This window comes from Nonomuraea sp. NPDC000554, assembly GCF_040300065.1.
In the GTDB taxonomy this organism is placed as follows: Bacteria; Actinomycetota; Actinomycetes; order Streptosporangiales; family Streptosporangiaceae; genus Nonomuraea.
Map to the genome: position 1 here is coordinate 1 of NZ_JBEPDC010000007.1, position 18,861 is coordinate 18,861.

At 72.1% G+C, this 18,861-nt stretch carries 22 protein-coding genes; 10 read left to right on the forward strand and 12 right to left on the reverse strand.

What is annotated here, in order from left to right; genetic code table 11:
* The 3 genes from ABT294_RS15390 to ABT294_RS15400 all read right to left on the reverse strand — a co-directional run.
* A partial coding sequence (locus ABT294_RS15390; RefSeq protein ID WP_350806214.1) for a hypothetical protein occupies positions 1–198 on the reverse strand: 198 nt, incomplete at its 3' end.
* 97 nt (positions 199–295) lie between these two features.
* Positions 296–643, reverse strand: a complete 348-nt coding sequence (locus tag ABT294_RS15395) for a pyridoxamine 5'-phosphate oxidase family protein (protein ID WP_350806215.1) — start codon at positions 641–643, stop codon at positions 296–298.
* Positions 644–677: 34 nt separating this feature from the next.
* On the reverse strand, positions 678–1,586 hold the full coding sequence (locus tag ABT294_RS15400) for a phosphotriesterase family protein (protein ID WP_350806216.1): 909 nt from the start codon (positions 1,584–1,586) through the stop codon (positions 678–680).
* Between the two features lie 159 nt (positions 1,587–1,745).
* Here ABT294_RS15400 and ABT294_RS15405 point away from each other — a divergent pair, with 159 nt between their 5' ends.
* On the forward strand, positions 1,746–2,198 hold the full coding sequence (locus tag ABT294_RS15405) for a TIGR02611 family protein (RefSeq protein WP_350806217.1): 453 nt from the start codon (positions 1,746–1,748) through the stop codon (positions 2,196–2,198).
* Positions 2,199–2,253: 55 nt separating this feature from the next.
* The gene (locus tag ABT294_RS15410; RefSeq protein ID WP_350806218.1) at positions 2,254–3,141 is read left to right on the forward strand and encodes a TolB-like translocation protein; all 888 of its coding nucleotides are present in this window, start codon (positions 2,254–2,256) and stop codon (positions 3,139–3,141) included.
* Here ABT294_RS15410 and ABT294_RS15415 read toward each other — a convergent pair.
* Together ABT294_RS15415 and ABT294_RS15420 are read right to left on the reverse strand one after the other, a co-directional pair.
* Positions 3,138–3,458: a GroES family chaperonin gene (locus ABT294_RS15415; RefSeq protein ID WP_350806219.1), complete on the reverse strand. Its 321-nt coding sequence runs from the start codon at positions 3,456–3,458 to the stop codon at positions 3,138–3,140. The genes ABT294_RS15410 and ABT294_RS15415 overlap by 4 nt on opposite strands.
* 151 nt (positions 3,459–3,609) lie before the next feature.
* Entirely contained in the window at positions 3,610–4,545 is a 936-nt protein-coding gene (locus tag ABT294_RS15420; protein ID WP_350806220.1) for an endonuclease/exonuclease/phosphatase family protein, read from the reverse strand.
* Positions 4,546–4,600: 55 nt separating this feature from the next.
* On the opposite strand from ABT294_RS15420, the gene ABT294_RS15425 reads away from it, so the two are divergent.
* Together ABT294_RS15425 and ABT294_RS15430 are read left to right on the forward strand one after the other, a co-directional pair.
* Positions 4,601–5,854, forward strand: a complete 1,254-nt coding sequence (locus ABT294_RS15425; protein ID WP_350806221.1) for an ArgE/DapE family deacylase — start codon at positions 4,601–4,603, stop codon at positions 5,852–5,854.
* Between the two features lie 61 nt (positions 5,855–5,915).
* Positions 5,916–6,512, forward strand: coding sequence for a TetR/AcrR family transcriptional regulator (locus ABT294_RS15430; RefSeq protein WP_350806222.1), 597 nt, complete (start codon positions 5,916–5,918; stop codon positions 6,510–6,512).
* Here ABT294_RS15430 and ABT294_RS15435 read toward each other — a convergent pair.
* From ABT294_RS15435 to ABT294_RS15445, 3 genes are read right to left on the reverse strand one after another with little or no spacing between them, the layout of a single operon-like run.
* Complete coding sequence (locus ABT294_RS15435; protein ID WP_350806224.1) at positions 6,475–7,308, reverse strand: ABC transporter ATP-binding protein; 834 nt, start codon at positions 7,306–7,308, stop codon at positions 6,475–6,477. The genes ABT294_RS15430 and ABT294_RS15435 overlap by 38 nt on opposite strands.
* On the reverse strand, positions 7,308–8,324 hold the full coding sequence (locus tag ABT294_RS15440; RefSeq protein ID WP_350806225.1) for a FecCD family ABC transporter permease: 1,017 nt from the start codon (positions 8,322–8,324) through the stop codon (positions 7,308–7,310). The genes ABT294_RS15435 and ABT294_RS15440 overlap by 1 nt, the downstream gene beginning before the upstream one ends.
* Complete coding sequence (locus ABT294_RS15445) at positions 8,321–9,328, reverse strand: FecCD family ABC transporter permease (RefSeq protein ID WP_350806226.1); 1,008 nt, start codon at positions 9,326–9,328, stop codon at positions 8,321–8,323. Before ABT294_RS15445 ends, ABT294_RS15440 begins: the two co-directional genes overlap by 4 nt.
* Before the next feature lie 120 nt (positions 9,329–9,448).
* Between ABT294_RS15445 and ABT294_RS15450 the strand changes: the two genes are divergently transcribed.
* A complete protein-coding gene (locus tag ABT294_RS15450; RefSeq protein ID WP_350806227.1) occupies positions 9,449–10,444 on the forward strand; it encodes an ABC transporter substrate-binding protein in 996 nt (331 codons plus the stop codon).
* Here the strand turns inward: ABT294_RS15450 and ABT294_RS15455 are convergent.
* Positions 10,428–12,830 (reverse strand): helicase-associated domain-containing protein, encoded by a 2,403-nt coding sequence (locus ABT294_RS15455; RefSeq protein ID WP_350806228.1) that lies wholly within the window; start codon positions 12,828–12,830, stop codon positions 10,428–10,430. The two genes, ABT294_RS15450 and ABT294_RS15455, sit on opposite strands and share 17 nt — an antisense overlap.
* Before the next feature lie 78 nt (positions 12,831–12,908).
* Positions 12,909–13,412, reverse strand: coding sequence for an ATP-binding protein (locus ABT294_RS15460; protein WP_350806230.1), 504 nt, complete (start codon positions 13,410–13,412; stop codon positions 12,909–12,911).
* 178 nt (positions 13,413–13,590) lie between these two features.
* On the opposite strand from ABT294_RS15460, the gene ABT294_RS15465 reads away from it, so the two are divergent.
* The 4 genes from ABT294_RS15465 to ABT294_RS15480 all read left to right on the forward strand — a co-directional run bounded on the left by ABT294_RS15465 (position 13,591) and on the right by ABT294_RS15480 (position 15,837).
* Complete coding sequence (locus tag ABT294_RS15465) at positions 13,591–14,457, forward strand: Sco1979 family transcriptional regulator (RefSeq protein WP_502912046.1); 867 nt, start codon at positions 13,591–13,593, stop codon at positions 14,455–14,457.
* On the forward strand, positions 14,458–14,694 hold the full coding sequence (locus tag ABT294_RS15470; RefSeq protein WP_350806233.1) for a DUF397 domain-containing protein: 237 nt from the start codon (positions 14,458–14,460) through the stop codon (positions 14,692–14,694). It abuts the gene before it with no gap.
* Between the two features lie 99 nt (positions 14,695–14,793).
* A complete protein-coding gene (locus ABT294_RS15475) occupies positions 14,794–15,039 on the forward strand; it encodes a hypothetical protein (protein ID WP_350806234.1) in 246 nt (81 codons plus the stop codon).
* Between the two features lie 48 nt (positions 15,040–15,087).
* On the forward strand, positions 15,088–15,837 hold the full coding sequence (locus ABT294_RS15480; protein ID WP_350806235.1) for a hypothetical protein: 750 nt from the start codon (positions 15,088–15,090) through the stop codon (positions 15,835–15,837).
* On the opposite strand, the gene ABT294_RS15485 is transcribed toward ABT294_RS15480, so the two are convergent.
* Both ABT294_RS15485 and ABT294_RS15490 read right to left on the reverse strand, forming a co-directional pair.
* Complete coding sequence (locus ABT294_RS15485; RefSeq protein WP_350806236.1) at positions 15,812–16,975, reverse strand: DUF418 domain-containing protein; 1,164 nt, start codon at positions 16,973–16,975, stop codon at positions 15,812–15,814. The genes ABT294_RS15480 and ABT294_RS15485 overlap by 26 nt on opposite strands.
* Positions 16,976–17,122: 147 nt before the next feature.
* Positions 17,123–17,707, reverse strand: a complete 585-nt coding sequence (locus ABT294_RS15490; protein ID WP_350806237.1) for a histidine phosphatase family protein — start codon at positions 17,705–17,707, stop codon at positions 17,123–17,125.
* 59 nt (positions 17,708–17,766) lie between these two features.
* Between ABT294_RS15490 and ABT294_RS15495 the strand changes: the two genes are divergently transcribed.
* Positions 17,767–18,735 carry a zinc-binding dehydrogenase gene (locus tag ABT294_RS15495; protein WP_350806238.1) on the forward strand — a complete coding sequence of 323 codons (969 nt, stop codon included), beginning with the start codon at positions 17,767–17,769 and terminating at the stop codon, positions 18,733–18,735.
* Positions 18,736–18,861: the final 126 nt, after the last annotated feature.

Genomic DNA, 18,861 nt, shown 5'->3' on the forward strand with positions numbered 1-18,861 from the left:
CGGCGGGGTGGCGTCGGCGGCGGCTGCCGCCGCGGCGGCGCGGGCCTGCGCCAGGCCGCTGAACGACCAGGGGACGGCGAGCCAGCCCGCCCACGCCAGCATGACCACGACCGGGACGTCCCCAAGCCGGGCCAGGCGCGACAGCGTGGCGAGCGGCCCGCGCAGGCGGCCGCTCCTGTGCGTGTGCTCGGTCACCATCCTCCAACCAGCCGCTGCTGCTCATCGGCCCGCGGTGCGAGGGTGCGGCGGCTCCGGGCCGCCAGCGGCCCGGAGCCAGGCACGTGTAGCCCTGATCCTAGCCAGTTTCAGACCTTGCGGTTCGAGCCCGGCTCTCCCAGGCCTCAAGAGATGATCTTCCGTGGCGTGATCCGGTGAAACCGGGGAAGGGCGGCTCCTGGCCGGTGAGGGCGTCAGCGGTGCCGCGGATCTCGACGCCCCGGACGGTCCACGGGTTGGTGGACGCCGGCTCGTCCACCGCGAACGCCACCGTGCTGCCCGCCGCGATGTTCCGGAACTTCTCGGACGCGCCGATGTCGATCGTTCCGGCCTCGGCGTCGACGAAGAAGCCGACAGGGCTGCTCTGCGCCTGGCCCTCGGGCGAGATCGTCGCGAGGCAGTCGAGCTCTGCTCGGGTGAAGGTCACGGGGCAGAGCAGGCAACCTCGCGCCCGGTTGAGGTCAACCGGCTCCGCCGGTGAGCCAGCGCAGCGGGTTGTCGTGGGTGATGACGCGGATGGTGTCCTCGTCGACGCCCACCTCCCGCAGGCGCGGCAGCAGCGCGTGGAAGAGCTGGGCGTATCCGGCTCCGCCGTACTTCTGGAGGTGTGCCACCCGGCAGACGCCGGTGCTCAGCAGCAGGCGGTCGGCGTGGCCGTCGTCGATGAGGCCGAGTGCGGTCCTGGCCGCCTGGTCGGGGCCGTGGGTGAGCGCGCCGAGGCTGACGTAGGCGCCCGCTTCGGCGATCTTGCGGGCGATGACGGGGTCGGTGCCGGCGTAGCCGACGGCGACCTTGGAGCCCGGCAGGCCCTGGGTGAGGAGGATCTCCAGCAGGCCGAGCCCGTCCTGGCCGTACGTGGCGACCGGCAGGTGGGTCGCCAGGGAGGCGTGCGCGGCGGCGATCAGGGCGCGCTCCTCGGCGGGGGTGGGCTCGGCGCCCCAGGCTCCGACCTCGCCGATGACGCCGGGGAACACACCGCTGCTGTCGAGGCCGTCGGTGATCTCGCTCATCAGGCGCCGGGTGAGTGTGCTGACGTCCGCGTCGGCCAGGTCGGCGAACGGCTGCGTCGCCAGGCCGGTCGAGGCCACCACGGGGACCCGGCTGCCCGCGGCGACGCGCGCCAGGGTGGCGGCGTCGCGTCCCATCCCCATGCAGGTCAGCTCGACCACGAGGTTGAGCTGGTCGGACTGCCGCAGGTCGAGGAGTTCGGCGGTGACCGTCTGCTCCTCGTCCAGCCAGCGGTGCGGGTCGGAGTCGATGCCGACCGCCCAGCGCATGTCGGTGCGCAGGTGCTCATGGGGGAGAACGGCACCGTTGACGGCGGCCGCGCGGATCGGGCCGGTGACGGTGCGTAGCATGACCTCGGGCATAGTGGACCTTAACCGATGCTTGCCGGATCTCGCCGGTAGAGGCACGAAATTTTACTGTCTGGGTAGTTTCGTCGTTGAGTGCGACAGTCAAGTGTTGCGTGCCGCTTCTCCCGGCCGCCGCCCGTATCCTGGAGGGCACATCTACGTCCGGGGGGAGACGTGCCCATCCAGAACTTCGAAGCCGGCGACGCCGACGCCATGAAGGACGAGGCGGCCGCCCGTTCCGCCATGCCCGCCCGCACCGGCCTGCAGGGCTGGCTCGACGGCATCAGGGCCACCCGCACGGGGGCGCTCACCCTGAAGATCGTGATCGGCGTGATCGGCGCGGTCATGGTGGTCGGCGGGCTGATCATGGTGCCGTTCCCCGGGCCCGGGTGGCTGGTCGTGTTCGCCGGGCTGGCCGTGCTCGCCACCGAGTTCCACTGGGCGCACAAGGTGCTGGAGTTCGGCAAGCGCACACTGCACGCCTGGACCGAGTGGTACAAGCGGCAGGGCTGGACCGTCCGCATCCTGGTGCTGCTCGTGACCGTCGCCGCCGCCGCGGTGATCGTCTACTTCGGTATGCGGACCGTCGGCATCGATCTCCTTGAGTGGGGCCGGAAACTGCTCTGAGACCCGCTCGCTATCGATCGGCGACTGGCGCGGTCCGGCTGTCTATTCTGCGGGCGTGCTCGCCGAACTCGCCCTCGCGCTGTCGTTGACCATGCCGCTCCCCGGAACCGGGGTGACATATCTCGATAAGACCGGCGACCCCGTCCGGGTCGTCGCGTACGGACTCGGCACCAAGAGCGTCTACCTGCGCAACCGCGACGGCACCGCGTTCGCCCAGCAGAAGGGCGTCGAGGAGGTCGCGCTCTCGCCCGACGGCCGCACCGTCGCCGCGGTCCCCGGAAGCTACCGCTCGGGCTACGACGAGCTCCTTCTCACCGACCGGGGCACCGGCGCGGTCCGCCGGATCCGCACGGTCAAGCAGCCGCTCACCGCCTCCTACGCGTCCTGGTCCCGCGACAGTGCCAAGGTCGCCCTCACCGTCGAGCGCAAGGACGGCGGCAAGTGGCGCACCACCGGCTTCGCCGTCGTCGACGCGAAGACCGGCTCCACCAGCACGGTCACCTTGACGGGCGTCGACAGCGGCACCACCTTCTGGTGGAACCCCGACGGCAACCTCGTCGCCAGGTACGGCACCGGCCTGCGCGTCTACCGCCCCAGCGACGGCGCGGTGGTGAGCACCCAGCCGGGCCTCGGCCGGCCGGCCGGGCCGGAGCGGTCGTACTCGCCGTCGGGCAAACGGCTGGCCACGTGGTGCCCGTCGCGGTTCAAGGAGCAGCTCTGCGTGGTCGACCCGGCCACGGGCACGATCGCCAAGCGCGTGGCGACGCAGCCGGTGGCGCTGTTCGGCTGGTGGGACGAGGACCACGTGATCGCCGCCACGGCGTACCGGGGCGCGTACCGGCTGTCGGTGCTGGACCTGAACGGGAAGACGACCCGCGTGCTCGCCGCCGTCACGCGCAGGACGTGGGACGGCGGCTTCTGGGTGGCCTTCGCCAGGAACTAGAGGTACAGCCCGGTGCCGTGGTCGGTCTCCTGGGTGGCCACCGCGTGCAGGTCGCGCTCGCGCATGACCAGGTACACCTGCGCGTGCAGCTCCACCTCGAACTGGTCTTCGGGGTTGAGCAGGACCTTGTCGCCCACCTTGACCGAGCGCACGTTCGACCCGACGCCGCAGACCTCGCCCCAGGCCAGGCGGTTGGCCAGCTTCACGGTCGCCGGGATGACGATCCCGGAACCGCTCCGGCGCTCCTCGGCCTCGTGCTCCAACCGGATCATGACCCGGTCGTGCAGCATCTGGATCTCGAACTTAGGCTCTACCACAACGGGAAGTTTACGTGCCCGCCCGAAAACTCGTACGTCCCCGCCGCGCGCATACGGGCGGAGCCGGGGTGTGGGGCGACGGCGCCTTCCGCCTCAGCACGGTCCTCACCCGCGGGCAAGGGCTTCCCGGTGCGGTTCACCGAGGCGGGCGTCAGGAAAGCCTGAGGACGGCGAACACCGGCCGGTGGTCGGTGCCCGCCAGCGGGTGGACGCCGTAGGAGGTCACCGCCGTCCGGGCGTCCGCCAGCACGTGGTCGATGACCACCCCCGGATACCGGCTGTAGCCGGGCTGCGGCCAGGTCGCCGTGAAGCCCTGCCCTGTCGCGTCGCCCGCGTCCCGGTAGCCCGCCGCCAGCAGGGCGCGTAGCGGCTGGTGGTCGAGGGTGGCGTTGAAGTCGCCGGCCAGCACGCGCGGCTGCCCGCCCCCGCGGGGCAGCGCGTCCAGTCCGGCCCGCCAGCACGTCAGGCTCTCGCGGTGCTTGGGAGGGCACGGGTGGACGGAGACGATCTCCACCCGCACCCCGCCCGGCTCCGTGAGCACCGCCCTGGCCTGCGTGAACCGGATCGTGATCGGCTCGGCCGCGGTCAGCGGGTACCGGGAGTAGACGCCCGACCCGCTCGCCCCCGGACCGGGCAGCTCGACCGCGTGCGGAAGCGCCCTGCGGATCTCGCCCAGCCGCTCGGCGGCCTCGGGGGTGAGCTCCTGCAGGGTCAGCACGTCCGGTCTGAGCCGGGTGACCAGCGCCGCCAGCTCCGCCAGGTCGGCCGAGCCCACCATCAGGTTCGCCGCCAGCACCCGCAGTTCCCGCCCCCGAGGGGGAACCGCGCCATCGGACACGCCTCTGGGCAGCACGGCGGCGGCCAGCGCCACGGCGACGGCCAGCGCGACCGCGCCCGCCGCCCATCTCCTGAGCGCCGCGGCCGCGACCAGGACGAGCAGGGACGCCGCCGCGGCGTACGGCGTGTACGCCGCCACCGGCACCCACGGCCACAGATCCCCGAACCCGCCGACCCTCAGCACCGCCCATGCCGCGAACGGCGTCACCGCGAGCCAGACCAGCCCGCTCACCAGAATGCGCACACGCACCTCCGACCCTGTATCGCCACGAACCCCCACGAAGGTTCATGAGAAGGTGTGCACCATGCGCGACGTGGAAGCCAGGGTGCTGACCGCCATCGACGAGGCCGAGACCGTCAACCTGCTGGCCGAGACCGTCAGGGTGCCCAGCGTCACGGGCACGGACGCCGAGTCTGACCTGCAGCACCGTTTCGCCGGGATGCTCGCCGAGGCGGGCATGGACGTGGACGTCTGGAAGCTCGACCTCGACGACCTCAGGCGGCGCGCGGGCTTCCCCGGCACCGAGGCCCCGAGGACGGAGGGGTACGGCGTGGCGGCCGTCACCGGAGGTGAGGGCGTCCCGGCGCTCGCCCTGCAGGGCCACGTGGACGTCGTCCCGACCGGTGACCTGGCCAAGTGGGAGGGCAGCGACCCGTTCGCCGCCCGCATCGCCGGAGGCGTCCTGCACGGCAGGGGCGCCTGCGACATGAAGGCGGGGCTCGTCGCCAACCTGGCCGTGGTCCGCGCGCTGAAGCGGGCGGGCGTCAGCCTGGGCCGGCCGCTCGCCGTGCACTGCGTGATCAGCGAGGAGGACGGCGGCCTCGGCGCGTTCGCGACCCTGGCCAGGGGCCACACCGCGGAGGCGGCCGTCATCACCGAGCCGACGAGCGGCGCCGTGATCACCGCGAGCGCGGGCGCGCTGACGTTCCGGCTGGAGGTCGCCGGACGGGCCGCGCACGGCGCCACCCGGTACGAGGGGGTCAACGCGGTCGAGGTGTTCTGGCCGGTGTTCGAGGCGATCAGGCGGCTGGAGGCCGAGCGCAACCGCGACCTGCCGGGCGTCTTCGACGGCAACGCGATGCCGTACCCGATCGAGATCGGCACCGTGCGGGCGGGCGACTGGGCGAGCAGCGTCCCCGACCTGCTCGTCGCCGAGGGGCGCCTCGGGGTCCGCCTGGACGAGGACCCCGCCGAGGCGCGGGCCGCGTTCGAGGAGGCCGTGCTGGGCACCGGGCACCCGTGGCTGCGCGCCAACCCGCCCGCGGTGACCTGGCCCGGCGGGCAGTTCGCCAGCGGGCGGCTGCCCGCCGGGCATCCGCTGCTCGACGAGGTGCGCAGGGCCGTCGCCGACACGGCGGGCCGGACGATCGCCGAGTCCGCCGCGCCTTACGGGAGCGACCTGCGGCTGTACGCGGCGGGCGGCGTCCCGTCGCTGCACTTCGGCCCGGGGGACGTGCGGTTCGCGCACGCTCCCAGGGAGCAGGTGGAGCTGAGCGAGCTGCTGGAGGTGACCAGGGCGCTGGCGCTGCTCGCGGTGCGGCGCTGCGGTGCCCACTGACCCGGCGGTGCTCGCGCGCCGCGTTTGCAGCTCCGCGATGAATGGGACTACAGTCCGATTCGTGGAGTCCTTGGAGCTGCTGCGGTCCCGTCCGGTGCGGGAGCGGGCGGACGCGGCGCGCAACAGGGAGAAGGTGCTCGCCGCCGCGGCCAAGCTGTTCGCCGAGAAGGGCGTCGAGGCGGTCTCGATGGACGCGATCGCCGCCGAAGCCGGAGTCGGCAAAGGCACCCTTTTCCGCAGATTTGGCGACAAATCCGGGCTTGCGGTGGCGCTGCTGGACGCACGGGAGCACGAGCTTCAGGAGCGCATCCTCTCGGGCCCGCCCCCACTCGGCCCCGGCGCCGCGGCCCCCGACCGCTTGGTGGCCTTCTTCACCGCCTACCTCGACTACCTGCTCGCCCACCTGGACCTGGTGCGGATGTCCGAGACGGCCAGCCAGGGCGCGCGCTACCGGATCGGCGCCTACCGCTTCTGGCACCGCCACGTCGCCATCCTGCTCGCCGAGGCCGGCCCGGGCCGCGACGCCGACGCGCTCTCGCACACCCTGCTCGCCGCTGTCGCCGCCGAGGTCGTGGAGGTCCTGCGCGACGAGCTCGGCGAGGCGCGCGCGAGAGCGGGCGTCACCGAACTGGCCCGCGCGGTGTGCTCAACGGCGTGACCGCCCGGCGGCGCGACTCCGGCACGATCAGGGGAGTGCCCGACTGCGGGTCCTCGATGATCTCGCACCGCAGGTCGAAGACCCGTTCCACCAGCTCCGGCGTGATGACCTCCGACGGGTCTCCCTCGGCGACGACGCCGCCGTCCCGCATCACGATCAGGTGCGTGGCGTAGCGGCACGCCTGGTTGAGGTCGTGCAGCACCGCCACCAGCGTCCGTCCGGCCTCGTGCAGGTCGGCGCAGAGGTCGAGCACCTCGATCTGGTGGGAGATGTCGAGGAACGTCGTCGGCTCGTCCAGCAGCAGGATCGGCGTCTCCTGCGCCAGCGCCATCGCCAGCCACACCCGCTGCCGCTGCCCGCCGGAGAGCTCGTCCACGATCCTGCCGGACAGCCCGGCCACGTCGGTGGCGCGCATCGCCTCGGCGACCGCGGCCTCGTCCGCCTTCGACCACTGGCGCATCAGCCGCTGGTGCGGGTACCGGCCGCGGGCCACCAGGTCGGCGACGGTGATCCCGTCGGGCACGATCGAGGTCTGCGGCAGCAGGCCGAGCCGCCGCGCCACCTCCTTCGACGGCAGCGCCGTGATCACGCTGCCGTCCAGGTGCACCGCGCCCCGCCGGGGCTTGAGCATCCTGGCCAGCGCGCGCAGGAGCGTGGACTTGCCGCACGCGTTCGGGCCGATGATCACGGTGAACGAGCTGTCGGGGATGGTCACGTCCAGGCCGGTCGCGACGATCCGCTGGTCGTAGGCGAGCGTCAGCCCGCTGCCGGACAGGCGGCTGGCGGGGGAGGGCATCAGCGGTCCTTTCGCAGGAGGAAGGCGAGGTAACCGCCGCCGATCGCGGCGGTGAGCACGCCGACGGGAAGCTGCGTGGGGGCGAGCAGGCGCTGCGCGGCGAGGTCGGCGCCGGTCAGCAGTACGGCTCCCATCAGCGCGGACGCCGTCAACGTCACGCCCGCGGCGCGCGTCAGCCGCCTGGCCAGCTGCGGCGCGGCCAGCGCCACGAAGACGACCGGCCCGGCGGCGGCCGTGGCGACCCCGCACAGCAGCACCCCCGCCGCGATGGCCACCGCGCGCACCGCCTCGACCCTGATCCCCACGGACCTGGCGGCGTCGTCGCCCATCTCGATCATCCGCATCGGCCGGGACACGGCCGCGGCCACGGGCAGCAGCACCGCCAGCGCCACGGCCACCGGGATCGCGTGATCCCAGCCGCGCCCGCTCAGGCTGCCGGTCAGCCACGCGCCCGCCGTCGCCGCGTCGTTGATGTTGGCCCTGGTCAGCAGGTAGGAGTTGACGGCGACGAGCAGCGCGTTGGCGCCGATCCCGACGAGCACCAGCCGGTAGCCGCGCACGCCCCGGCGGAACGCCAGTGCGTAGACGAGCACGGCCGTGACGACGCAGCCCGCCAGCGAGCCGCCCGCGATCTGCAGGGCGGTGCCGCCGGTCACCACGGCGAGGATGCCGCCGGTGGAGGCGCCCGCGGTGAAACCGATGAAGTCGGGGCTGCCGAGCGGGTTGCGGGTGAGGCTCTGGAAGATCGCTCCGCTCACGCCGAACGCCGCCCCCACCAGCAGCCCGGTGACGACGCGGGGCGCGCGCAGCCTGTTCACGATCAGTTCGGCGACCGGGCTGCCCTGGCCGAAGAGCGCGCCGAGCACGTCGGGCACGGGCACGGTGAACTCGCCGACGGAGATCGCCACGACCGTCACGGCGCAGGCGGCCACCACCAGGACGAGCCCGATGAGCAGGGCACGCGGCGCGAGCCGCACGGACCACGGGCCGAGCCGTGCCGAGTCGAGCCGCCTCACAGCGCCGCCAGCCTCTTGCGCCGGGCCATCAGGATGAAGACGGGCGCGCCGATCACCGCGCTCACGATGCCCACCTGCACCTCTCCCGGCCGGGCGACGAGCCGTCCCGCGACGTCGGCGACGAGCAGCAGCACCGGCGCGGCCAGCGCCGAGTACGGCAGCACCCACCGCTGGTCGTGCCCCACGACGCCCCTGACGAGGTGCGGCACGGCCAGCCCGACGAACCAGAGCGGCCCGGCGGCGGCGGTGGCCGACCCGCACAGCAGCGTGACGGCCGCCGCGGTCAGCACCCTGGTCCTGGTCACCGCCACGCCGAGGGCCGTGCCCGCGTCGTCGCCGAGCGACAGCATGTTCATCGGCCTGGCCAGCAGCAGGCCCAGCGCCAGGCCCGCGACCATGAACGGCGCCAGCCGGACGAGCACGTCCGGCCCCTGCCCGGCGAGCGAGCCCGCCAGCCAGAACCGCATCCGGTCGTAGGTCTGCGCGTCGACGCGCAGGATCGCCGAGGCCGCCGCGGTGCACACCATGCCGAGCGCCACCCCCGCCAGCGCCAGCCGCACCGGTCCCGAGCCCGACCGGCCCGACGAGCCCAGCGCGTGCACCGCGACGGACGCCAGCGCGGCGCCCGCGAAGGCGAACCACACGTAGACGGCCGGGTCGGAGAGCCCGAGCAGCCCGAGCGCGACCGTGACGCCCAGCGCCGCCCCCTCGTTGATGCCGAGCAGCCCGGGATCGGCCAGCGGGTTGCGGGTCAGGCCCTGCATGAGCGCCCCCGCCAGGCCGAGCGCCGCGCCGACCCCGATGCCGAGCAGCGTGCGCGGCACCCGTAACTCCAGGACGACCGCGTGGTCGCTGGACCCGTCGGGGGCCACGAGCGCGTCCACCACCGTGGAGAGGGGCACGGACCGCGCGCCCAGTGCCACGCTGGCCATCGCCGCCAGCACGAGCACGCCGCCGATGAGCACCAGCCCCGCCCCGAGCGTGGCGGCTCGCGTCCTCCTCACGGGAGGCGGGGACGTTTCCGTGGCGGAACGCACTGACAGCACCCTTTCGTGACGACCAAATTTAGGTAAGGCTAATCTAATGCCTCATTACGAAGGTAAGCCTAACCTTAGGAGTTGGAGATGTCGGGACCGGTACTGGCTCGCAGGGGCTTCCTCGCGGCCGCCGCGGGGTTCGCGGCGCTGGCACTGACGGCCTGCGGAAGCGGGACGGCGGCCACGCAGGCGTCCCAGGGCCCCGCCGGAGCGGGCTGGTCGTTCACCGACGACCGGGGGGCCAGGCTCGACCTGCCCAAGGCGCCCAGCAGGATCGTCGCCCAGGTCGGCGCGGCGGCGGCGCTGTGGGACTTCGGCGTGCGCCCCATCGCCGTGTTCGGCCCGCACCGCCTCAAGGACGGCGCCAGGGACCCCCAGGCGGGGAACGTCGACATCACCAAGGTCGAGGGCCTGGGCAACGTCTGGGACGAGTTCAACGTCGAGAAGTACATCTCGCTCCAGCCCGACCTCCTGGTGAGCAACATGTACGTCAAAGGGACGCTCTGGTACGTCCCGGAGAAGTCGAAGGCCACGATCGAGCAGGTCGCCCCCACCGCCGGGATCATGCTCACCGGCCGGAGCGCGACCCAGGTGATCGGCAGGTACGAGGAGCTGGCCAGGTCCCTGGGTGCGGACCTGAAGGGGGTCGCCGAGGCCAAGGCCCGCTTCGAGGCGGCCACCCAGCGGCTGAAGCAGTTCAAGGACCTCCGGATCCTCATGATGTCCGGCGGCCCCGACGCGATGTGGGTGGTCAACCCGCCCGAGTACCCCGACATCGTCCACCTCACCCAGAGCGGCCTGAACGTCGTCAAGCCCGGCAAGGTGGACCAGGGCGGCTTCTTTCAGACGCTGAGCTGGGAGAACGCCGACATGTACGACGCCGACGTCATCCTCTACGACACCCGCACCCAGTCGCTCAAACCCGAGGAGATGATGAAGAAGCCCACCTTCGCCAAGCTCCCCGCGGTCAGGGCGGGCCGACTCTACCCGTGGCGCGCCGAGGCGCCCTTCAGCTACCAGGGGTACGCGGCCGTCATGGAGGAGCTCGCGGCCAACCTGGAGAAGGCTAGTAAGCTCCCCTGACCTCGACGATCTCGGCGAGGGGGAACTCCAGGTAGTCGCCGGCCTCCTCGCACCAGGCGTCGAGCACGCCGCCGCGCAGCTCGCCGTGGCTGATCGTGGCGGTCAGGCCGTCGGTCAGCGTGATGCCCGCGCGCACGCCCCGGTCGACGACGAAGCCGAGCAGCGACTGCTGCGCCGTCGCCAGCCTGGTGGCCATCCGGCCGATGACCGCCCAGGTGCGCCCGTTCTGCTCGTTCGCGTTCCTCCCTGCGGCGATCAGGCGGCGGGCGTGCTCGTGCGGGTCGGGCGCGGGCTCGGCGAAGGCCTGGTGCGGAGCCTCGAAGTCGGACAGCTCGGCGACCTGGCCGCCGGGCAGCAGGATCAGCTTGCCGTTGTGCGGCTCCTCGGCCCGGGTGCGGTGGATCGCGATCTCGCCGGTGTCGGAGACGGCCACCGGAGAGTAGCCGTTCTCACGCAGCGCGGCGAGCGTCGGCTCCGGCCCCACCGAGCTCACCAGCACGGTGGGCGCGAGCAGGCGCACGCCGAGCCGGGCCAGCCGCCGGTGTGAGGCGATCTCCGCGAGCAGCGCGGGATCGGACGCCTGCACCACGCAGCCGACCGTGCTGACCGTCACCTCGCCGTGCCTGCGGGCGGTGTCGCGCACCAGGTACTCCAGCGGCTGCGGGATCGTACCGACCCCGGCCAGCTCGTCCAGCAGCTCGTCGGCGTCGAAGCCGCGGTCGAGCGCCCGGCGCACGCTCTCGGTGCTGAAGCGCCACACCGACGCCGCGCCCCGCGACTCGCGTTCGGCGACCCGGTCGAGCAGCGCGGCCAGCTCCGCCGAGGGCGGCCCCGTCACGACGGCGGTCAGGTCGGGCCCGAAAAGGGCGCTTCTGCGGACGCTGGCCAGCGCCCTCGTGGACGCCTCCACCAGCGCCGGATCGTGCTCCACCAGGGGCACCGTGTCGTCGTTCTCGTCGCCCGCGCTCCCGGCCAGCCCCGCCAGCGCCCTGCCGAGGTCGGTGAGCGTGTCGTTGGCGAGCAGGCCGAGCAGCCTGGCCTCGGCCAGCACCGCGGGGGCGCACTCGGTGAGCAGCGCCTGGTCGAGCAGCGGCGCGTTCCAGTGGACGTTGCGCACCAGGCCGCTCTGCCCGGCGAAGGCCGTGCCCGAGGGCAGGGCCGCGAGCGCGGACAGCACGGCCCGCCGCACCCGGGCCACGGCGCTGCCCGACTGGTCGTCGCCCAGCACCGTGCCGTACTTGCCGTCGATCTTCCGCAGGGACGAGCGTTCCATCCGCCACCACGCCGACAGCAGCACCCGCAGCCGGACCGAGCCCTCGTCGAGCCGCCAGCGGTCGTACCGCTCGGTCGGGACCATGCCGGCCGACTGCTCGTCCCAGGCCAGCAGCCGGGCCACCGCGCAGATCTCCAGCAGCAGCCGGGTCTCGTCCTCGTCGCAGCCGGTCTCCTTGGCCACCCTGCGCACCTCGCGCACGCCCACGCCGCCCGTCTTGAGCAGCGGCAGCGGCACCTTGGACGTGTTGTCGAGCAGCGCCGCGCACCGTTCGACCACGTGCGGCGCGGCCAGCGTCATCAGGTGGTCGGCCTCTTCCGGGTCGACCGGGAGGGTGGCGATCTCGGGCGCGTCCGGCGTGAAGGGCGGGTGGTAGGAGGGGCCGCGCAGGCAGAGCGCCACCTCGCGCGGCATCTCGGCCACGTGCCAGCTCGGACGGTAGAGCAGGCCGTGGTCCGCGGCCCACTTCTCGGGCGTGCCCGGCATGACGAACCGGCCGCCCTCGACGTCGCGGACCGGGCCGTCCCAGGCGAAGCCGTCGAGGAGCGGGCGGGTGCCGTCGGGGGCGTCGCGCAGCAGCGCGTCGAGCCGGTCGGGGTCGCCGAGCGTCTCGGCGGCCCTGGCGATCGTGCGGCGCTTGTTGCCGTGGGGCGGCAGGCCGAGGTTGCGGGCGAGCGCGCGCAGCATGTCGTTGCTGATCGTCCAGGAGTTCAGGTAGTGGTCGAGCGGCTCGCCGAGGCCCAGCGGAGCGGTCCACCAGCGCGCGACGCCCTCAGCCAGGTGGACGACGCCGTCGGCGCCCGGCCAGGCGAGCGCGTGGTCGTACAGACGGTCGAGCCAGGGCGTCAGTTCGGCGGCGGGGACGCCGACGAAGGCGGCCAGCCGCTCGGGAGTGGCCTCCCGCAGGGCCAGGCAGGCCTGGGCGAGTTCCAGGCACGGAAGCGGTAACCCACGCATCGCCTCCATCACGGCGAAACCGTTGCCGAGGCGCTGGGCCAGCGTGTCGAGCCGCCGCGGCCACGGCGCCGCGATGGCGTCGGGCCGGTTCGCGAGAATGCGGCCCAGTCGGTCTTCTTCTAGTGTTCGCAGCCAGCCGAGCAGGTGATCATCCATCGGTCAGCACTCTCGTGGGGTCGCGCGCGGGACTCACCGTGAGCCATGAGCATCCACGGTAGTGCAGAAGACCCCCGGTCAGGAGAGGACTGCCCAGACGATCTTCCCGTGTGGCGAGAGTGCCGACCAGCCCCAGCGGTGGCTCAGCGACTCGACGATGTGCAGCCCCAGGCCGCCCGCGTCGAGCGGGCCCGGGTAGCGCAGCACCGGCACCGAGGAGGCGGGGTCGGTGAAGGCGCCGGTGACGAGCGGGCCCCGCCGTACCAGCGACATGTGCACGGGACGCTCGCAGCTCGGCTCCGGCAGGCGCAGGCCGTGCCGTAACGCGTTGGTCGCCAGTTCCGAGACCACCAGTTCCATGTTCTCGATCAGCTCCTTCATCCCCCAGCCCGTCAACGTGCCGGTGGTGAAGCTGCGAGCCGCGTGAATCGAGGAGGCGGTGGGCGGGAGCACGAACGTGGCGCTCGCGGACGGCCCGGCGACCAGCAGGTCGCGCGCCGCCTCTGGCCACCAGCCGACCGGGGGCCACCAGTCGAACGTGGTCCACTGGCCGTGTGCCGTGGGGGATTGCACATTGATCATTCTGCTTGAAACTCTCGTGCAGGTGCAAGAGCGAATGCACGTGCAGACACACCATGCAACCGCTACGGTTGGCCATCAAATGGTCAATGTGGGGGAAAGGGGATCTTGGCCGCGGCCCATGATCTTTCGGCCGTGAAGTGACAGACTGTGTGGCTAGGAGACGACCAAGGAGCAGCACGTGTCCCTCGATCCGCCCGGTTCAGGTTCGACGGTTCGGCGCATCATGCTCGGGGCAAGCCTGAGACGCCTGCGCGAAGCCAGCGAGCTCACTCGTGACCAGGCCGGTTTCCACATCCGTGCGTCCGAGTCCAAGATCAGCCGGATGGAGCTCGGACGGGTCGGATTCAAGACACGTGACGTGGAAGACCTGCTCACCCTGTACGGCGTCGTCGACGATGCCGAACGCCGTGCCCTGCTGGAAATGGTCCGCGAAGCCAACACTCCCGGGTGGTGGCACAAGTATTCGGCCGAGCTGCCGGGGTGGTTCACCACCTATGTGGGGTTGGAGGAGGCCGCGAGCGTGATCCGCACCTATGAGGTGCAGTTCGTGCCCGGCCTGCTGCAGACGGCCAACTACGCACGAGCGGTCTTCCGGCTCGGGAACCCCGATGAGAGCCCGGAGAAGATCGAACGCCGCGTGCATCTGCGCATGCAGCGGCAGGAGCGCTTCACGCAGAAGGACGGCCCGCGGCTGTGGGCGGTCATCGACGAGGCGACTCTCAAGCGGACCATCGGCGGGCGGGAGGTCATGTCCGAGCAGCTTCAGCATCTGCTGGAAGTCGCCGCCCTTCCCAACATCACCATTCAGGTGATGCCCTTCCGGTTCGGCATGCACGCCGCTGAAGGGGGCGCGTTCAGCATCTTGCGGTTTCCCGAGTCCGACTTGTCGGACGTTGTCTACGTCGAGCAGCTCTGGGGTGCCCTGTACCTGGACAAGCGTGAGGACATCGACCCGTATCTCACCGCCATGGAGCAGCTGTGCGTGGAGAGCACCACGCCAGGAGGCACCGTCGAGCTCATCGGCGGTCTTCTCAGAAAGATGTAGATGAAGCAGAACTACAACGGCATGCCCGCGACCGACCTCGCGCAGGTCGCCTGGCGCAAGAGCCGCTACAGCAACTCGCAGGGCAACTGCGTGGAGCTCGCGGAGCTCCCCGACGGCGCGATCGCGGTGCGCAACTCACGCTTCCCCGACGGCCCGGCTCTGATCTACACCCGCGACGAGATCCGGGCCCTGGTGCTCGGTGTGAAGGACGGAGAGTTCGACGGCCTGCTGGTGTAACAGCCTGTTTACCTCCGGCGTGCTCGATTAACGGCGGCGCGCCGGAGGCGTAACCACCCGGTCTCGTCATACCGACAAGCTCGGGACATGCTCGACCAGATGACCCTTTATCCGATCGCCGACGACGTGCTCTTCGCGCCCGGCGGCAAGGTCGTGATCCGCACCTACGGCGTCGCGCCCGTGCCCTCGGGCGGCTCCGTCGCCTACCGCACCTGGGTGACGGGCCTGCGTGACCAGCCGCGTTACTGGCACTGGGGGCACTTCGAGGACGCCGCGTCCGGGCACCGCAGGGTAGTGGAATGGCTGACGGGCAGGGGGCCGCAGCCGTCTCAGGTGCTCGCCTGATCTTCATGCTATCTTGATGCCAAGCAACCGCTTGGTTGAGGAGGCGTGGTGCGGCGCGAGATCTTCCTTCTCGAAGAGGTCGACTTCAGGCCGATGAACTCGCGGCGACCGCTGGAGTACCTGACCTGGCTCACCCGCTACAAGAAAGAGGACGAGACGCGCTCGGTGCCCACGCTGACGTCGGGCATGTCGATCAGGTCGCGCGACATCCACCTCGCGGGGGCGTTCTACGCCGTCGGCATCACCGGCCACCCCCAGTTCAAGGTCGTCACGCTCTGGCAGTGCCGCGGCGGCTGGGACGGCGGCTGGCGGCAGATGATGGAGATCTACCAGGGCGTGGACGAGCGGCTGTTCCTGTCGGACATCGACGACCTGCGCTTCTCCGCGTTCTCCCGGCCGCTCGGAGCCGTGCCCGGCTGCCCGCCCATGGACGAGCTGCCGGCCGAGCCCTTCTACCTCTTCGAGAGCGCCCGGGTACGTCCAGGGGCCGCGCTCGACTACCTCGAAGCCGTCCGCACGGAACGCGCCCCGCTGCTGGCGGAGCACGGCCACCGCCTGGTGGGCCTGTACGAGGTGCTGTTCTGCGACACCGAGGCCGTCACCCTCTGGTCGGTGTCGCTCGACGACCACCTCGCCATGCAACGCGCCCGGGACGCCGCCCTGGGCCTGGACGACGAGGTCGCCCCCGATCCCCGCCTGCTCGACTGGAGCAAGCGGGCTCGGGAGTTCCTGGAAGGTCCATGGAGGGAGACCCTGCTGGCCCGCCCGCAACCTAGGGAACAGCGGACCAGCGGGTGAACCGCCGGAGGACGTACTCGATCGGCCCGTACCGGTGCCCGCGCAGCCACCAGGCGCTCACCGCCAGCAGCGCCGTGTAGATCACCACGGCGACCCCCATCACGGCGACGGGCGGTAGCTTGCCCGCGAGCCCCAGCCCGTACCCGGTGAAGATCAGGCAACACAGCACCGACTGCCCGATGTAGTTGGACGCCGCCACCCGCCCGGCCGGCGACAGCACCCCCACGACGGCGGGAAACCGCTTGAACATCCGCAGCACGGTGACCACGTAGGCGGCGGTCAGCAGCACGGACGTCACGTCGTTCACAGCCAGCGCGACCAGCTGCAACGCGCCCTCGAAGTGCGACATCCAGGCGAAGAAGACCGCGGCGGGCAACCCGACGCCGAAGCCCACCCACTGGATGCGCGGCACCAGATGGGCCCAGCGCTCCGGCTCCTCGAACAGCCGCGCCCTTCCCGCCGCCAGCCCGAACAGGAACAGCGCCATCGCCATCGTCCCCTGCCCGATCCACACGAGCCCGGCCATTGCCGGATAGGTCTCCACCTGGAAGCTCAGGAAGCCCAACGGCCCGTCGGTGACCAGCGCCTCCGCCCGCGCCGCGGCCGCCGGATCCACCGTCGCCGTCGCCGTCGCCGTGCCGGACGGGTCGAGCAGGGACAGCCCGGCCAGCAGCAGCCAGATCACCGACATGGCGCCGATGATGACGCAGCCGGCGACGACCGCCTTCCTGGGCGGGACGTTGCGCACGGCCAGCAGGATCAGCCCGAGCGCGGCGTACAGCGTCAGGATGTCGCCGACCCACAGCAGCAGCCCGTGCAGGACCCCGATCACGAACAGCCCGAGGCAGCGCCGCAGCATCCTGGCCTTCACGTGCGTCCCGTCGCGCGTCTGGAGCGTGAAGGAGTACCCGAAGAGGAAGGAGAAGAGAATGTAGAACTTGGTGAGCACGAGAGTGCTTAAGAGGAACGCGACGGGGCCGTCGGTGATGGGCATCGTGCCCCCTCCCGCCGCGTAACCGGGGTCGGCGAAGAACCCGATGTTCGCTATCAGGATTCCCGCCAGCGCGAACCCTCGCACGGCGTCGATCTCGTGCACGCGCCTGGCGATCGAGCGCCGTGGCGCCTCAGCCTGTGTCATGCCCCCGACGCTAGAGACGCGTCCCGCGCCGGCACATCGGACCTTGGCAGCTGCCGCGGCCGACCAAAGTAGGGGGCGGCCACCGTCTGTCGGACCGGCGAGGCGTGGTCCCGGTCGCGGACCAGCCTCGCCGCGAGTGGTTCAGGCTCAGGTGGCCGGGGCGTTCCACGTGGTCACGACGGGTTCGGCGTGTTCGAAGCCGAGGCGGGAGTAGGTGCCCGTGTCGAGCTTGAACAGGCGTCCGTCCTGCGGTGGCAGGCCCAGCCAGCGGGCGGCGAGCACTCTCAGGATGTGGCCGTGCGCGACCAGCGCCACCCGTCCCTCCGCCTGCCTGGCGCGGGCGATCACGCGGTCGGCGCGGGCGCCCACCTGTTCCACGCTCTCGCCGGGATGGTGCGCGTCACCCGGGATCACGCCGTCGCGCCACAGGTACCAGCCGGGGTGTGACGTGCGGATCTCCGGCGTGGTGACGCCCTCGTAGCCGCCGTAGTCGAACTCCCACAGGTTGGGGTCCACCTCGCAGTCGGTCAGCCCGGCGAGCTCCGCGGTGCGGCGGGCGCGCTGCGCGGGCGAGACGAGCACCAGGTCGAACGTGCACGCCTTGACCACGGAGGCGAGCGCGCGAGCCTGCTCCTCTCCAGCGGACGTCAACGGCACGTCGGTCAGCCCGGTGTGCCTGCCCGTCCTGCTCCATTCGGTTTCACCATGCCTGAGCAGCAACATCTCATCCATGTGCACCATCATCCGGCACGCTTGACCTCAACCTTGCTTCAGGTAGCAGGGTGGGGCGCATGCACGCAATCACGCTCCACTCTTACGGCCCCGCTGAGAACCTGCGCCTGGAGACCGTCCCCGATCCTGAGCCGGGGCCGGGGCAGGTCCGCATCGCCGTGCACGCCGCTGGGCTGCACTTCATCGAGACGCGGCTGCGCAGGGGCATCCCCGTCGGGCCGCACCCGGCGCCGGGCCTGCCCGCGATCCTCGGCAGCGAGGTGGCAGGGCGGGTCGACGCGGTGGGGGACGGGGCCGACCCCGCCCTGCTGGGAAGGCGCGTGGTGACGTCCGATGTGACATCCGGCGGGTACGCCTCGCTGGCCGTCGCGCCCGCGGCGGACGTGACGTCCCTTCCCGATCATCTTGGGTACGGCGCCGCGGTCGCGATGAACACCACCGGCGCCACCACCATGGGACTGCTGGAGCTCGCGCCCGTGACGGCGTCCGACGTGGTGCTGGCGACGGCCGCGGCCGGCGGGATCGGCACGCTGCTGGTGCGGCACGCCCACCGCGTGGGGGCGACGGTCGTGGGCGCGGCGGGCGGCGCCGCGAAGACGGCCCGTGCCCGAGAGCTGGGCGCGGACGTCGCGGTGGACTACACCCGGCCCGGCTGGACGGACCTGGTACGCGAGGCGGTGGGCGAGGTGACCGTGGTGTTCGACGGGGTCGGCGGGCCCCTGGCCCACGCCGCCTTCGGCCTGCTGGCGAGAGGCGGCCGTCACGTGGTGTTCGGCCAGGCCTCGGGGGAGTGGTTCGCGCCGGACGACAGCGAGCTGAAGTCCCGTGAGGTCACCCGCTTCGACGGCATCGGTTACCTGCTCGGGCGCCCGGGCGGCGTGGCCGACCTGCAGGACAAGGCCCTGCGAGCCGCCGCCGACGGCCTCCTGGAACCGGCGGTCCAGTCCTTCCCCCTGGCGGAGGCCGCCGCCGCGCACGCCGCCCTGGAAGCCAGGAACACGATGGGCAAGGTGGTGCTGACCGTGTAGGTGGCGGCTCGGCCACGGTCGCGGGCCGGTGCTCGTGGCCCACCGCCGTCCAGGGCAGGGGAAGGCCGTGTCTGACCGGGACGTGTGCCCGGACACCGGGCCGGCCCGCCTGCCCTACGGCCAGGC